The 16,038-nt window shown below is 44.3% G+C and carries 15 protein-coding genes; 11 read left to right on the top strand and 4 right to left on the bottom strand.

Annotated elements, in window-relative coordinates:
• Positions 1-332 precede the first annotated feature (332 nt).
• Together FPZ43_RS13505 and FPZ43_RS13510 are read right to left on the bottom strand one after the other, a co-directional pair.
• Positions 333-1,169: an aminotransferase class IV gene (locus FPZ43_RS13505; RefSeq protein WP_146382453.1), complete on the bottom strand. Its 837-nt coding sequence runs from the start codon at positions 1,167-1,169 to the stop codon at positions 333-335.
• Positions 1,170-1,266: 97 nt separating this feature from the next.
• Positions 1,267-2,334, bottom strand: a complete 1,068-nt coding sequence (locus FPZ43_RS13510) for an RluA family pseudouridine synthase (RefSeq protein ID WP_146382454.1) — start codon at positions 2,332-2,334, stop codon at positions 1,267-1,269.
• Positions 2,335-2,446: 112 nt separating this feature from the next.
• Between FPZ43_RS13510 and FPZ43_RS13515 the strand changes: the two genes are divergently transcribed.
• A complete protein-coding gene (locus FPZ43_RS13515) occupies positions 2,447-3,349 on the top strand; it encodes a 1-aminocyclopropane-1-carboxylate deaminase/D-cysteine desulfhydrase (protein WP_315897969.1) in 903 nt (300 codons plus the stop codon).
• Between the two features lie 57 nt (positions 3,350-3,406).
• Here the strand turns inward: FPZ43_RS13515 and FPZ43_RS13520 are convergent, their stop codons facing one another.
• Positions 3,407-5,203: a DUF885 domain-containing protein gene (locus tag FPZ43_RS13520; RefSeq protein WP_146382455.1), complete on the bottom strand. Its 1,797-nt coding sequence runs from the start codon at positions 5,201-5,203 to the stop codon at positions 3,407-3,409.
• A 57-nt stretch (positions 5,204-5,260) separates the two neighbouring features.
• On the opposite strand from FPZ43_RS13520, the gene FPZ43_RS13525 reads away from it, so the two are divergent.
• Positions 5,261-5,734, top strand: coding sequence for a DinB family protein (locus FPZ43_RS13525; RefSeq protein ID WP_146382456.1), 474 nt, complete (start codon positions 5,261-5,263; stop codon positions 5,732-5,734).
• Positions 5,735-5,739: 5 nt separating this feature from the next.
• On the opposite strand, the gene yiaK is transcribed toward FPZ43_RS13525, so the two are convergent.
• The gene (gene yiaK / locus FPZ43_RS13530; protein WP_146382457.1) at positions 5,740-6,726 is read right to left on the bottom strand and encodes a 3-dehydro-L-gulonate 2-dehydrogenase; all 987 of its coding nucleotides are present in this window, start codon (positions 6,724-6,726) and stop codon (positions 5,740-5,742) included.
• A 131-nt stretch (positions 6,727-6,857) separates the two neighbouring features.
• On the opposite strand from yiaK, the gene FPZ43_RS13535 reads away from it, so the two are divergent.
• The 9 genes from FPZ43_RS13535 to rodA all read left to right on the top strand — a co-directional run bounded on the left by FPZ43_RS13535 (position 6,858) and on the right by rodA (position 16,038).
• Positions 6,858-7,364: a hypothetical protein gene (locus tag FPZ43_RS13535; protein ID WP_146382458.1), complete on the top strand. Its 507-nt coding sequence runs from the start codon at positions 6,858-6,860 to the stop codon at positions 7,362-7,364.
• Positions 7,365-7,405: 41 nt separating this feature from the next.
• Positions 7,406-7,984 (top strand): phosphoribosylglycinamide formyltransferase, encoded by a 579-nt coding sequence (gene purN, locus FPZ43_RS13540; protein WP_146382459.1) that lies wholly within the window; start codon positions 7,406-7,408, stop codon positions 7,982-7,984.
• Positions 7,985-8,060: 76 nt separating this feature from the next.
• On the top strand, positions 8,061-8,426 hold the full coding sequence (locus FPZ43_RS13545; protein WP_146382460.1) for a four helix bundle protein: 366 nt from the start codon (positions 8,061-8,063) through the stop codon (positions 8,424-8,426).
• 112 nt (positions 8,427-8,538) lie between these two features.
• Positions 8,539-10,065 carry a bifunctional phosphoribosylaminoimidazolecarboxamide formyltransferase/IMP cyclohydrolase gene (gene purH / locus FPZ43_RS13550; protein ID WP_146382461.1) on the top strand — a complete coding sequence of 509 codons (1,527 nt, stop codon included), beginning with the start codon at positions 8,539-8,541 and terminating at the stop codon, positions 10,063-10,065.
• 231 nt (positions 10,066-10,296) lie between these two features.
• A complete protein-coding gene (locus tag FPZ43_RS13555) occupies positions 10,297-11,319 on the top strand; it encodes a rod shape-determining protein (RefSeq protein WP_117382742.1) in 1,023 nt (340 codons plus the stop codon).
• Positions 11,320-11,432: 113 nt separating this feature from the next.
• Complete coding sequence (gene mreC, locus FPZ43_RS13560) at positions 11,433-12,266, top strand: rod shape-determining protein MreC (RefSeq protein WP_146382462.1); 834 nt, start codon at positions 11,433-11,435, stop codon at positions 12,264-12,266.
• A complete protein-coding gene (locus FPZ43_RS13565) occupies positions 12,259-12,777 on the top strand; it encodes a rod shape-determining protein MreD (RefSeq protein WP_146382463.1) in 519 nt (172 codons plus the stop codon). The genes mreC and FPZ43_RS13565 overlap by 8 nt, the downstream gene beginning before the upstream one ends.
• Entirely contained in the window at positions 12,774-14,774 is a 2,001-nt protein-coding gene (gene mrdA, locus FPZ43_RS13570; RefSeq protein WP_146382464.1) for a penicillin-binding protein 2, read from the top strand. Before FPZ43_RS13565 ends, mrdA begins: the two co-directional genes overlap by 4 nt.
• Positions 14,767-16,038, top strand: a complete 1,272-nt coding sequence (gene rodA, locus FPZ43_RS13575; RefSeq protein WP_146382465.1) for a rod shape-determining protein RodA — start codon at positions 14,767-14,769, stop codon at positions 16,036-16,038. Before mrdA ends, rodA begins: the two co-directional genes overlap by 8 nt.

Consider the following 16,038-nt stretch of genomic DNA (forward strand, 5'->3'; position numbering starts at 1 on the left):
AAGGTTAGGTCCTACGGAGCAAAAACACTTCTCATCTATAGCTACAAAGCTTTAGTCCCTAACGGGACAATTAAAATAGTAGGTCCAAATTCTTTTGCCCCAGCGGGGCATAAGCTTTGTAGGAATATATAATATAGAGTTTTTGCCTTGTTAAGGGCAACCCAAATTAGATGGGTAGCGCTGCTGTTGTGCTAAAAAGCCTTAGCCCATAATGCGACAATCAAATAATCCGATATAGATAGGTGATAATGCCCCAGCGGGGCATAAGCTTTATAGAAATATATAAGATAGGATTTTGCCTGTTAAGGGCAACCCTTTAGCAACAAGCACCCCTACAACTTATTCAACTCATCCAACAAGCCTTTGCTTACGCGGTTAAAATATCGTTTTACGCCGTAGCCCATAACCCATTGTATGCCCTTACCTGCATTGGTTAAAAAAACCTCATCGGCCTGATTTAAAATTTCTGCATTTATTTGTGCTTCGGTAAAAGGGATACCGCCCTCTTTAGCGAGTTTTATAACCGTTTGGCGCATAACGCCTTCCACGCAACCTTCGCTAAGTGCGGGTGTGTACAGGTGATTTTGATACCAAACAAAAATGTTTGCTGCCGAAGCTTCGCACAAGTAACCATTTTGGTTGAGTAAAAAAACATCGTCGAGCTTGTTTTGCTGCTTATAAATGGAAGCCATTACAAATGTGAGCGAATTGGCCGATTTTATATTTGATAGCCAGTTAAGCGGCTTTAATAGCTCGGTATATGTGTCCATGATTAAACCCCGCTCGTTTAAATAATATCGTGGTTCATCAACAGGCGTTATCTCAATACAATAACCCATTTTATTTTGGGTAGGGGTGTATAAGCCGTCGGCATCGCGATAAACGGTAAAGCGTACGCGGCCATGTTTTACACGGTTACGGCGGGCAAGTTCTTCTGCCTTTTCTCGGATAAACCAACTGTCGGTTTGTGAGTAGCCGTCAATTTTTAGCGCTTTCATGCCACGCATCAGCCTATCGGCATGCAGTTCGGGGAATTTTACTTTGCCCTTCATCAGGCGCATGGTTTCAAACAAACCATCGCCATACCTGAATGCGCGGTTGGCCACAGTAAGCAGCTGACTGTCGGCGGGTAAAATTTCTCCGTTAAAATTGATGAACACAGGGGGCATTAGGCAGATGAATAAGTACTTTAAAACGTATTATAAAAACAGATATTTAACGGAAAAATTATAATCGGGTTTGATGCTATCGATGATCAGGTATATGTTATTGTGGTTCAGCGTCGTTGTCTTCTGTAGCTTTAGCGCTGTCTGCACCTGCATACTTACGCCACTTAGCCAGCACGGTTTCAAAATCGGCGGGTAAAGGTGTTTCAAAATAAATGTTCTTTTTTAGCGAGGGGTGTAAAAAACCAAGCGACTGTGCGTGCAGCGCCTGCCTTGGCATCAGCTCAAAACAATTTTCAACAAACTGGCGGTATTTATTAAATACCGTTCCTTTTAATATTTTATCGCCGCCGTAGGTGGCATCGCTGAATAAAGGATGCCCAATGTGGCGCATGTGAGCACGTATTTGGTGGGTGCGGCCCGTTTCCAGCTGGCATTCAATCAGCGTAACATACCCGAGGCGTTCAAGTACCTTATAATGGGTAACTGCCCATTTACCCTTTTCGGGGTCATCATATATCGACATTACACGCCGGTCGTTCACGCTGCGGCCAATATAGCCGCTAATGGTGCCGTCATGCTCGATATCGCCCCAGGCAAGTGCAATGTACTTGCGTTGGATGGTATGGTCGTAAAACTGCTTGGCAAGATAGTTCATGCTGCGCTCGTTTTTGCTGATTAGCAATAGTCCGGAGGTATCCTTATCAATACGGTGGACCAGTCCTGGTCTGCCATCATTGCCCGGCAGAGTAGGCAATTGCTGAAAATGGTATACCAAAGCGTTAACCAGCGTACCTGTATAATTATTATAGCCAGGGTGCACCACCATGCCTGCGGGTTTATTCACTATCAGCACATCATTATCTTCGTAAACAATCTCCAGCGGAATATTTTCAGGGTATACCTCCGTATCACGCGGTGGGTGTGGCAAAACCACAGATATTATGTCGAGAGGCTTAACCTTGTAGCTGGCCTTTATAACCTTATCGTTCACCAATACGTTACCTGCATCAATGGCATTTTGGATACGGTTACGTGAGGCGTTTTCAACACGGTGCATCAAAAATTTATCAATACGCAACAGCGATTGCCCCTTGTCAACAATTACGCGCAGGTGTTCAAATAAATCCTGTTCGTCGCCTTCTAATATTGCGTTTTCGTCTGCCATCGGGCAAAAGTAATTGTTAAACTATTCATTTGATAAAAAACCGATATTTTTATAGCGGTCAAAAAAATTACGCCGTTATTCTGCAAAAGCGGTTTGGTACATCACCCACTTGTTGGCCCGTTTTATAATGGATATTCAGTTAGATATTTATAGCCCGGTTCAAAAAATACAACATCAGCTTTTTACCGAAAAGGGTATTGAGGTGTTTATAAAGCGAGATGATATGATCCACCCAATCATATCAGGCAATAAATGGCGTAAGCTTAAATATGTGTTGCAGGATGCAAGGCTTGCCAACAAACAACACCTGGTAACTTTTGGCGGGGCTTTTTCAAATCATTTATTGGCAACAGCAGCGGCTGCGGCAAAATTCGGTTTTAAAAGTACGGGTTTTGTTAGGGGCGAGGAGGTGCAAAACGATACCTTATTTTTGTGCCGTTTGCATGGCATGCATCTAATTTTTGTTGACCGGGATAGTTACCGTAACAAGCCTGCTTTGTTTGAGCGCTATTTCAGCCATGACGGAGATGCTTACTTTATTGACGAAGGAGGCGCATCGACCCTGGCGGCAAAAGGTTGCAGCGAACTGGTTATCGAGCTTCCCCAAAGATACGATCATATTTTTTGCGCATGCGGTACAGGAACAACAGCTGCAGGCATCATAAACGGATTAGTCGGGCACGAGCTTGAAACAGAATTTAACGCCATTCCCGTTTTTAAAAACGGTGACTTTATGCGTGCCGACATTGATAAGTATCTTATTAATTCAGCTATTTACACCTTGCATACCGACTACCATTTTGGCGGCTATGGTAAAACCACGCAGCAGCTAATTGATTTTATCAAACAATTTGTGGACGGTACGGGCATCCTAATAGAACCTGTTTACACGGCAAAAATGCTGTACGCTATTTATGACCTTGCCCGCAAAGATCATTTTACCCCGGGCAGCAGTATACTCGCCATACACAGTGGTGGCATTTGGGGACTGTTAGGGATGAAGGGTAAGTTTTAGCCGGCATGCAGGTAGATGGCTTAATTTATTTCAGGAGCGAAGGCATTACGTGCTACATCAATTGTTCTTATTATCTATTTTGGGCGTAGTAAACATGGCTTCTTTTATAAACTTAACAGGCGCGCTGCCATAGCTTAAAAACTTCTCGTTAAATTCTTTTTGTTTGTATTTATCGGCCTGTTTCTTTTTCCATTCTTCGCGCAGGGCCATAATTTCTTTGTAGCCGGTGTAGTAGCTGGTAAGTTGTACGCTGCTCACGCTTACACGTTTCCATTTGCCCTCGGCTTCAGCCTGTTGTTGAAATGCCTCTTGGGTAAGCATTTTTATGGCGGCCTCTTTGCTCATGTTATTGGCATGTACGCTGTAATCTAAAATGGTATTACATACCGACCTAAGGTGCCATTTGTACCACATCAGGCGCATTTCGGGCTCATTGTTGCCAAATCCGGCATCCATCATAATCTGCTCGGCATAAACGGCCCAGCCTTCAACCATTGCACCGTTACCTAAAACAGATTTAATGATGCTCGGTGCCTTATTGGCGTAAACCAATTGCGTGTAATGCCCCGGTATAGCTTCATGTATGCAAAGAATCTGTAAAATGTAATTGTTATACTCACGTAAATAACTTTCGGCGCGGCTGGCCGACCATCCCGCAAGGCTGCCCACATTGTAGTAAGTGTTGCCGCCTTTATCATAAGGGCCCGGCGAACTTACCGAAGCACCCGCCACACCCGCCATGTAACCAGGTTCTTTACGCACTACAAGTGGTTTGCTTGGGTCAAGTGTTAACAAGTCTTTCGACCTGATAAACGCAGTAAGCTTTGGTATCTCATCACTAATGGCCTGTTGAAAATCGTTAGGTTTTACGTGCTTGGCCGATAATGTATCAATAACACGTGCAATCAAATCAAGCGAATCTTTCGGCATAGCTGCGCTGCCAAAGTATTTTGGCCAAAGCTGTTTGCTCAGCTTTGTCATTTCGCGGTGCAGGTGTTTTTTGCGCTCAACGGCTGCATTGTATGTTTGTTGAGCGGTGCCTTCTGCCTGTATCTCGTATTTAAATTTGCTTTCGTAAAGTTGTTTACCCAAACGGAAACTGCGTGGTTTATCATTTTTAAGCGCCTTTAACCATGCCGCATAGCCTTTAATGGCTACTACAGATGCTGCTGCCCTGTCCAGCATCAGTTTTTGCTCGGCTGCGGGTATCTTGGTTTTTTTTAGCGAGTCGGCAAAGTCTGTTTCGATAACGCTGAGGCCGCCAAGGTGCTGCTCGGCAGCAAGGTCGGTAAGTTCGGCAACCGGGTTTTTGATTTGCTTTTCGGCCTCCTTATAATGGGCTGGAATAAAAGCCATGCGCTGATAAAAATTGCGAAGACGTTTTTCAAGCGGTGCGTAATTCTCATTCAGGATGTAAGCAAAGGTGCCTATCACGTTATATGATCCGGGGTTCCACTGGTATTCTTTTAAAGTTTCGATGTTCCACTGCATGCCTTCCAGTTGGCTGCGCATAATTTCCAGGTCCATTTTGTTACCCGGCGATAATTGGCTCGGGTCAAAACGACTCAGCGAATCCGTATTTACCTTGGCAAACTTCAGTTCCTGGTCGCGGCTTTTATCATTTGGAATGATCATCAGGCTATCGTACTTATGGTAGCCAACACTTGTGGCCCAGCCCGGGTTAAGCTTCCAGAGGTCTTCCAAAAAATGCTCTTCGTAACGGGTAAAAGCGGCATCATCACGGGCCATGACTGGGCCGGATGACTGTTCTTTTTTACAAGCCGAAAAGGCAGCAACGTACAGGCAAAGCAAAAGTATTTTACGTATCAATGCAGTAGGAATTTTGTGGTGCATAAACTTAAAACATTTGCAGCAAATAAATCAATCGGTAACTTAATTTGTTAGTACAGCATGAGTAACGAACATGATATTTTATTACAGGAGCTGGTAAAACTGCTAGAGGGCGGCGGTGCACATGCCACTTTAAAAGATGCACTTGATGGTATCCCGGCAGATAAACGCGGCGTAAAACCCCATAACCTCCCGTATAGTATATGGCAGCTTGCCGAGCATATCCGCATTGCACAGTGGGACATGCTTGAGTTTAGCAAAGATGGCAGTCACCAATCGCCAAACTGGCCGGATGATTATTGGCCCAAAGAAGCCGAACCCGCAGATGATGCCGCCTGGAACAAAACCGTTGAGCAGATAAACACTGACAGGGCAGCTTTTATAGAGTTGCTAAAAAGCGGCGATATTTATACCAAGATACCGCACGGCTCGGGCCAGAGCATTTTGCGCGAGGCTTTACAAATTGCCGACCACAATGCTTACCACACGGCAGAGATTGTTTTGCTAAGGCGCTTGTTAGGTATTTGGAAGTAGCAGCCTTACAAAGCCTGTACTTTGGCCCAGATGTTATCGTCTACCAGTACGCCTAACTCGTCGCTTTGGCGGCGTGTACGTAATGTGTTTTCGCCGGGGTAGGAAATGCGCTCGCCTGGGTTGGTTGGGCTGCTTTTTGTGTACTCCAGTATTTGTTCGATGAGGCCAGTGCTGTCTATTTTGCCCGGCTTTATACAAATGAACACTTGCGACACACCTGTTTCCTTTTTGCCGGCTTCCATTACTTTGGCAGTTGAGTTGCCGCCGCTTAGCAAGGTAGCCAGCAGATCAAGCATTAGCGAAAGGCCCGAGCCTTTCCAAAAGCCTATAGGCAGCGCGCGTTTTGTAGCGTAAATCGCCTCGGCATCGGTTGATAATTTACCTTCGGTGTCATACCCGCCAGGCACAGGCAGATCTTTTCCATCCATTTTATATTGCTGCAGTTTGCCAAAGGAGTATTGGCTTATGGCCATATCCAAAACAATGTGCCCTTCCGGGCGCGGTACTGCAATTACTATCGGGTTATTGCCCAGCCTTGGCTCGGTACCGCCCCAGGGCGGCAGGTTGGCCATAGTATTGGTAAAGCAAATGCCTATGTAGCCCGCTTCGGCAGCTTGCCAGCCGTAGGTGCCGCCGCGCATCCAATGGTTGGTGTTATTTATGGCCACACAACCTATGCCATTATCTTTAGCCAAATCAATTGCCCGTTGCATACAAAATGTTGCGTTGAGCATGCCCGGGCCAAGGTTGCCGTTCCATTGCTCCAACGCTACCATCGTGTTTTCGAAGCTTGGTTCGGCAGCAGGGTTTACTAATCCTTCTTTCACGTAATCTACAAACACGGGGAAACGGTTAAGACCGTGGCTGTAAACCCCGTCGCGGCTGTTGTTGGCAAAAATGGTGGCACACTGCTGCGCTTTTGCTTCGCTAAAACCAAGTGAAAGTAATATGCGTCTGAATTGCGCCAGCAGGGTATTATAAGGTACGCGCATAGCTGTTATAGATAGATTAGCAATGCTGCTAAAATAACCTTATCCTGATTGCCGGGCAAAATAACTACACTGATAAACAGTTATAATAATGACATTTTTTGATATGGCTAATAATTATCTTTGCTGCGCGCATGAATAAACGTACCAACTATTTATACCTTTTGCTGATAGCTGCATTTTGCTTTTTTGCTAATTCCTGTAAAAAGGAAGATAAAAGCAACATACCTAACCTGCTTACCGCAGGTCCGTGGCAATTAGCTTCGCTGCAGGAAACGCATTACACGGGGGCTACGCTTAATCGTACCGATACACTAAATCCTAATTGTAATTTTGCGCAGGTGTTTTTTTTCAGTAAGGATAATACCTGTACCTATAGCAACTTTAGCTGTGTTGATCAGCCTGTAGCCAATGGCTCATGGGAGCTATCTACCGACAAATTGTTTTTATACAGCAATATTGTTTGCCGCGATGGTAGCCAGGCAGGCAGCTCTACACCGTTTGCAAATTCGAGGATCATAAACCTGGGTCAGTTCTCATTTGTGATCGAAACTGGTGATATCAGCGAAAACTATTCTGTAAACCAACCACGCACTGTTAGGCGGTATGGTTTTGTTAGGCAAAACACAAGTAGCCGATAGTTCGTAATTTTTTATATTTTGCAATAAATATACCATCCGCTTTGAAAAAAAGAATAGCCATTTTCGCTTCAGGTTCCGGGTCAAACGCTCAAAAAATTATGGAGCACTTTAAACGCAGTGCCGATGCCGAGGTTGTACTGGTTTTAACCAATAACCCGCAGGCGTATGTTTTGCAGCGGGCCGATAACTTCGAAATCCCATCACATATATTTAGCCGCCACGAGTTTTACGAAACGGATGAAGTAATAGGCTTGCTTAAAAACCTGCAGGTTGATATCATAGTGCTGGCCGGTTTTTTATGGCTGGCGCCAAAATCATTGCTTAACGCTTTTCCTAACAAGATCATTAACCTGCACCCGGCGCTGTTACCCAAATATGGCGGTAAAGGCATGTATGGCGATAATGTCCATAAAGCTATCCTTGCAGCAGGAGAAGAGGAATCGGGCATTACCATCCACTTTGTAAACGCCGAGTTCGACGAAGGGGAGATCATTCATCAATCAAAATTCAAGATTGAACCCGGGGATACCCTCGAGATGGTAAAATTTAAAGGCCAGCAGTTGGAGCATCAACATTTCCCGAAGGTTATTGAAGGGTTGCTGAAGAAGATGAGGAGTTAGTTAGAGATCAGAGGTTGGAGATTAGAGATTAGAAAAGGTAAGCTGGGATATTAAATACTTGAAACAAAAATAAGGTATGGGAAGTTTTATGGATCTGGAAGTTTGGAAGAAAGCAAGGATTCTAAGAAATAACATTACCGAGCTTACAAAATCATTTCCCTCAGAAGAGAAGTTTCGGCTTATAGATCAAATAATTCGTTCGTCACGGTCTGTAGGAAATAATATTGCTGAAGGGCATGGGCGCTATCATTATCTTGATGCTTCGAAATTCCTTATTACGGCGCGTGGCTCTGCAGTTGAAACTATAGATCATTTAATTATTGCTTTAGATAACGGTTTTATTGATGAGCATACCTTTGAAAGACTTAAATCTGATTGCGAAGAGTGCTCGAAGATGATTAACGGATACATAGCTTACCTCAAAAAGCAGGTAAATGCATAACAAAATTATATTGTGCCTGACTACTACTTCTTTATTTCAAAAAAACTAATCTCCCCCCTCTAATCTCTAATCTCTAATAGCTACCTTTGCGGCTCAAAAATTCCGTTAAATAATGAGCCATTCTGTTCAAATAAAAAACGCCCTTATTTCTGTTTATTACAAAGACAACCTTGAGCCGATCATCCATGAGTTGAATCGTCTTGGTGTGAATATCTACTCAACCGGTGGTACCGAAACTTTTATTCGCGACCTTGGTGTCAATGTAATTGCTGTGGAGGACCTTACCTCGTATCCGTCGATATTGGGCGGACGCGTTAAAACCCTGCACCCTAAAGTGTTTGGTGGTATTTTAGCACGCCGTAGTTTTGAAGGTGACGAACAGCAACTGGCTCAATATGAGATACCGGAAATTGATTTGGTGATAGTTGACTTATACCCGTTTGAAGAAACGGTAAACTCCGGTGCGAGCCAGGAAGATATCATAGAAAAAATTGACATCGGTGGTATATCGTTGATCCGCGCGGCGGCCAAAAATTTTAAGGATGTTGTGATACTTGCGTCAAAAGATGATTACAGCGAACTTGAAAACATCCTAAAAACACAGGAGGGCGCAACTACTATTGATCAGCGCCGTCGTTTTGCTCAAAAGGCTTTTAATATTTCATCAAACTACGATACCCATATTTTCCAATACTTTGACAATAGCGAGCCGATGCCTGTTTTTAAACAAAGCATCCAAACCAGCCAGGTATTGCGTTATGGCGAAAACCCGCATCAGAAAGGTACTTTTTATGGTAACCTTGATGCCATGTTCACTAAACTTAACGGCAAGGAACTATCATACAATAACCTGGTTGATGTTGACGCTGCTGTTGCCCTTATAGACGAGTTTACCGACCCTACTGTTGCCATTTTAAAACATACCAACGCTTGCGGTATTGCATCGCGCCAAACAGTTAAGCATGCTTGGGTTGATGCCTTAGCATGCGACCCGGTATCGGCTTTTGGTGGTGTAATAATTACCAACGTTGAGGTTGATGCCGAAACTGCAACTGAGATTGACAAGATATTTTACGAAGTGCTGATTGCTCCGGCTTATACCGATGAAGCAGTTGCAATACTTACCGCAAAAAAGAACCGCATTATTTTGGTGCGCCAGCCTGTTGAGTTGCCTGCAAAGCAATTTAAAACGTTACTTAATGGCGTTATTGAGCAGGATAAAGACAATACCGTTGAAGGCCCGGAACAAATGACTACCGTTACCGACGTAGCCCCAACCGAACAGGAACTGAAAGACCTTTACTTTGCCAACAAGGTAGTAAAACATACCAAATCAAACACCATTGTGATTGCCAAAAACGGCCAGTTGATGGCAAGCGGGGTTGGCCAAACATCAAGGGTTGATGCCATGAGGCAGGCACTTGTTAAAGCTGCTGAGTTTGGTTTTGATGTTAAAGGTGCGGTAATGTCGTCAGATGCGTTTTTCCCGTTTGCTGACTGCGTGGAGATTGGTGCCGATGCAGGTATAACTGCAGTTTTACAACCTGGCGGTTCAATCAACGATAAACTTTCTATTGCCAAATGTAACGAGAAAGGCATTGCTATGGTAACTACTGGTGTGCGTCACTTTAAGCACTAACATTAGTGATTGGAGACTAGTTAATTAGAGATTAGTTACTACGTACCGAAGCATGACTGATCTCTGATCTCCGGTCAACTAATCTTTACCGGGAATACGATTTTAAAAAAAACGGAGTTATTATTAACTCAATTAATCATTGTGAATGATTTGGTTAACAACCGATTGATTTCGTGAAATTAATGTTGTTTAATATTTAACTTTGCACCTTATAATTGAAATATACACCAAATGGGTTTATTTAATTTTTTCACACAAGAGATTGCCATCGATTTGGGTACTGCCAATACCCTCATTATACATAATGATAAAGTTGTTGTCGACGAACCGTCGATAGTAGCTTTTGACCGCACCACTAATAAAGTAATTGCTATTGGCCGCCAGGCGATGCAGATGGAGGGTAAAACCCACGATAACATCCGCACCGTGCGCCCGCTTAAGGATGGTGTGATTGCCGACTTTAACGCTGCCGAGTTGATGATACGCGGTATGATAAAAATGATAAACCAGGGTAAAGGATGGTTTTTTCCATCGCTGCGTATGGTTATCTGTATCCCATCTGGTATTACCGAGGTAGAGAAACGCGCGGTGCGCGATAGCGCCGAAATTGCGGGTGCGAAAGAGGTTTATCTTATTTATGAACCAATGGCTGCTGCTGTAGGTATCGGTATCGACGTGGAAGAACCAATGGGTAACATGATCATTGATATAGGTGGCGGTACTACCGAAATTGCAGTTATCGCACTTTCGGGTATCGTTTGCGACCAGTCTATCCGTGTTGCGGGTGATAACTTTGATTCGGATATCGTTCAATACATCCGTCGTCAGCACAACATTATGATTGGCGACCGTACTGCCGAGAAGATCAAAATTGAGGTTGGTGCTGCATTGCCAGAATTGACCGAGCCACCTGCAGATTTTGCAGTACAAGGCCGCGACTTGATGACAGGAGTACCAAAACAGATCACTGTATCATATACCGAGATTGCACATTGCCTTGATAAATCTATCTCAAAAATCGAGGAAGCGATATTGAAAGCATTGGAGATCACTCCACCCGAGCTTTCTGCAGATATTTACCAGACAGGTATTTACCTTACCGGCGGTGGCGCGCTGCTGCGCGGCCTTGATAAACGTGTAGCCGCAAAAACCAAACTGCCTGTACACGTAGCCGAAGATCCGCTTCGCGCCGTAGTACGCGGTACCGGTACAGCACTTAAAAACATCGGTAACTTTAAATTTTTAATGCAGTAATTCAGATTTGAGATATGAGATATGAGAATTGAGATAAATTTCAATTTTCATATGATGAATTTTATTTTTCATCTCATATCTAACATCTCAAATCTCATATCTAATCCCCAACAATGCGTAACCTCCTGATTTTTATCACTAAGTACAACGCATTCTTTCTGTTTCTCATTTTCGAGATCGCATCGCTCATTATCTACATACAATACAATTCTTTTCAGCGCGCATCTGTAATAAACAGTACCAACCAGGTCACAGGTAATTTTTATGACCGTGCCGATGAGTTAAAAGGCTACCTTTCGTTACGGGAGGTAAATGATAAACTCGCCCGCGAAAATGCCCAACTGCGCAATCAACTTAAGGCTTCGCTGTATCTTGATACCGTTGCAAAGCACCAAGTGGATGATACAGTCTACCGCCAGCAATACGAGTATATTGATGCCAAGGTGATCAATAACTCTATTAATAAACGCAATAACTATTTAACTATTGATCGCGGTAGTACCAATGGCATTGAAAAAGGAATGGGTGTAATGTCGGCAGATGGGGTTGTCGGCAAAATTGTATTTGTGGGTAAGCACATGTCTATAGTGCAGTCGCTTTTGCATAAGGACAGCCGTTTTAGTGCTATGCTGGCCAGCAGTAAAGAAATTGGCTACCTTAACTGGGGCGAACAGCTTGACCCGCACACAGGTTTGTTGGTAGACGTATCCAACAATGCACGGCCAAAAATAGGTGAGTTGGTGGTTACATCAGATCTATCCCTGTTCCCCGCAGGTATACCATTGGGTAAGGTAAAAAGTTTACATGCTAAAGGCGGCGGCTTCTTTTTAAATATGGAAGTTAACCTGTCGGTTGATTTTAGCAAGTTGCAATACGTGTACGTGGTAATTAACAAGTTTGCCAAAGAGCAGGCGGGACTGGAGGCCCAGGAAAGGAAAGATGAGTAGAATTATCCTGATCAACCTGGTACGCTTTATTTCGCTGGTGTTTTTGCAGGTGTTCCTGCTTAAGAATATCTCGCTATACAGCCTGTCAACCCCTTACCTGTATATATTATTTATATTGCTGCTACCGTTCGAAACGCCAAACGTACTGCTGTTTTTCCTGTCGTTTATATTAGGGTTAACCATTGATGCTTTTTATGATACGCCCGGCCTGCATGCGGCAAGTTGTGTGGTGCTGGCTTTGGTGAGGGTACTATTCATTAGTGTAACCGTGCAAAAAGATGGGTTTGATAACGAACCCGAGCCTACGCTGAGCATTATGGGTTTCAGGTGGTTTTTTACGTACGCGCTGATACTCACATTGGCACACCATTTCTTTTTATTTAATCTGGAAGTTTTTCGTTTTGATGAGCTCGAATACACACTAACACGCTTTTTATTCAGTTCAATATTTACTGTATTTTTAATGTTAGTATCGGGTTTAATATTTTTCAGAAGGAAAGAACGTAAATGAATAGTTTTTTTGAGCGGCGATATGTTGTTGCCGGTATCTTCATTACTTTCATATTGATATTGCTTGGCCGCCTGTTTTATATACAGGTTGTTGATGACCGGTACTTTTTGTTTGCCAAAAACAACGTTGTTCGCCGTTTTGTGCAGTATCCCGCACGTGGGCCAATACTCGATCGTAAGGGCCGTATAATGGTGCAAAACGAGCCTGTTTATGATATTATGGTTATACCCAAGCAGGTAAAACCGTTTGATACGCTAGAGTTTTGTAAGCTACTAGGTATTGACACCGCCGGCTTTAACAAGCGTATGCTTAAGGCCCGCAAATACTCGCCTTACCTGGCATCGGCTTTCGAGAAGCAGCTTACTGCCGAGATGTACGCCGCGTTCCAGGAGCGTTTATCGGAGTTTCCCGGTTTTTTCCCGCTGCAACGGCCAATGCGTACTTATCCGGATTCTTCTGCTGCGCAGTTTCTGGGTTATATCGGTGAGGCTACCGATGCCATTATTAAACGCTCGGGCGGGTATTACAGTCCCGGAGATTATGTGGGCATAACAGGTGTAGAACGCTCTTACGAGGATGTTTTGCGCGGACAGCGGGGTGTAGAAAACCGATTGGTGGATTCGCGCAACGTGAGCCAGGGAAGTTATGCCGATGGTGCCTTTGATACCGTTGCCGTAGCAGGCGAACGCCTTACATCGTCACTGGACTTAAGCATCCAGGATCTTGGCGAAAAATTGATGAAAAATAAAGTGGGTAGTATAGTGGCAATTGAGCCATCAACAGGCGAAATCCTTTGCTTTGTGAGCAGCCCCACTTATGACCCTAATTTGCTGGTAGGCAAGCAGCGCGGTAACAATGCCGCCGCTTTATATAAAGACCCTTACAAGCCTTTCTTTACACGCCCTGTGCAGGCTTATTATCCGCCGGGTTCATCCTTCAAGCCTCTAAGCGCGCTTATTGCCATGCAGGAAGGGGTAATAACGCCGCAAACCATATATGTGTGCCCGGGCTACTATCAATCGGGTAATAGGCGGGTAAAGTGTTTCCAGGGAGAAGTACACGGCGCCGTAAACCTTGCTGAAGCAGTGGCCCATTCATGTAACGGGTATTTCTTTATGGCGTTTGATAAACTAATAAATCGCAACGGCGGCCGTAAAACAGATACATCATACAACTATTGGCGCAGCAATGTGGCTAAATTTGGTTTAGGCTCAAAACTTGGTGTTGATATCCCGGCAGAGGGTCGCGGTAATTTGCCGAAGGCTTCTTACTACGATAAGGTATATCGCAAAGGCGGCTGGCGCTCAAGCACGGTTATCTCTTTGGGTATTGGCCAGGGTGAGTTATTGGCTACACCGCTGCAGTTGGCCAACATCGAAGCCACAATTGCCAATCACGGGTTTTATTACAAGCCCCATTTAATCAAAGGCATCGGCGATAAGCAGGTTGTTAAACCCGAATTTACCGTACGCAATTATGTAGGTATCGACCCGCAATATTTTGAGCCTGTTATTGATGGTATGCAAAACGTGGTAGATTTTGGTACTGCCCGTGGATCAAAAATACCCGGCATTGTAATGTGCGGTAAAACAGGTACTGCCGAGGTTAAAGGGAAAAAGGATAACTCGGTATTTGTTGCTTTTGCACCAAGGGAAAATCCTAAAATAGCTATAGCCGTAGTAGTCGAAAACTCCGGCCAGGGTGCCACCTGGGCGGCGCCTATTGCCAGCTTTATAGTGGAAAAATACTTAACGGGAACATTAACAAAAAGAGGGATAGACCCTAATTACTATATCAACTCGAATTTGTTGCCAAACCTGTCGCCGCCTAAGCCGGTAATTAAAAAACTGGTGCCGACCGATACGCTTAAAAAGCCGGTACAGGCCGATTCGGCCCGCCAGTCGAAGTTAAAATCGGCTGCCAATAAAAAAGAACAAAGCAATAACCCAGCGGTAAAACAAACCACCATGCTTGCAAAACGTAAGGATAATGAATAACCACCAGCGCAGTTTCTTTTTTAATGTGGACTGGATAACGGTGTTGATTTATCTTGCCCTGTGCACCATCGGTTTATTTAATATACATGCCGCGGTATACGATGAAAATCACCCGCATATTTATGATCTGAGCACAAGCTCGGGCCACCAGTTAATCTTTATTATTTCCGGCATTGTCATAGGCTCGGTAATATTGCTGTTAGAGAGTCGATTTCTTTCAGCGCTTTCGCCCGCAATATACGTTGTTACCATCTTGCTGCTTATACTGGTGTTAGTAATAGGGCGTGGTGTGGGTGGCAACCAGGCCTGGATTGATCTGGGTGGCGGTTTTAAGTTGCAACCTTCAGAGTTTGCCAAGTTTGCCACCTGCTTGCTGCTTGCAAGATATTTGAGCGCTACCAACGTAAAGGTTACCGATACAAAATCGTTAATGATAGCAGGCGGTATTATCCTGCTGCCCATGATGCTCATCAAAATGCAGCCCGATGATGGCTCAACCCTGGTATTTTGTTCGCTTATTCTCGTGCTTTATCGCGAAGGCCTTTCATCATACTTTCTTATCATCGGCGGTTTGCTGGCAACGCTGTTTATAACGTCGTTAATGTTCGAGGCCTGGCAGGTAGTTACCGTTGTGGTTATTGCTGCGGCGCTGCTCATTTTCATGCTTAAGCGCAACCGGACAATGGTGTTGAAGCTGCTTATCGGCACAATTATATCTATAGGCTTTGTATTTGCAGCTAAACCACTTTACGAAAAGGCTTTAAAGCCGCACCAGCGTGCGCGTATAGATATTGTACTTGGATTATCGAAAGACAAAAAACACGTAGGCTATAACCAAAATCAGGCTAAAATTGCTATTGGTAGCGGGCGCGTGTGGGGCAAAGGTTATTTACAGGGTACACAAACTAAATATTCCTTTGTACCTGCTCAAAGCACCGACTTTATTTTTTGTACCGTGGGCGAGGAGTGGGGTTTTGCTGGTTCGGTAACGGTAATGGGGCTGTTCCTGTTTTTGCTGTTACGCATCATCCAGATCGCCGAGCGTCAGCGTGCACCGTTTTCACGTATTTACGGTTATGGTGTAGCGTCGATCATATTTTGCCACGTGCTCATTAATATTGCAATGGCTATAGGTATAATGCCGGTAATTGGCATTCCGTTGCCGTTCATCAGCTACGGTGGGTCATCACTTTGGAGCTTTACCATCCTGCTGTTTATTCTGCTCAAACTCGACTCGAACAGGATGGGTATGAACTGGGCCTAA

The sequence above is a fragment of the Mucilaginibacter pallidiroseus genome (assembly GCF_007846085.1).
GTDB classification, from domain to species: domain Bacteria; phylum Bacteroidota; class Bacteroidia; order Sphingobacteriales; family Sphingobacteriaceae; genus Mucilaginibacter; species Mucilaginibacter pallidiroseus.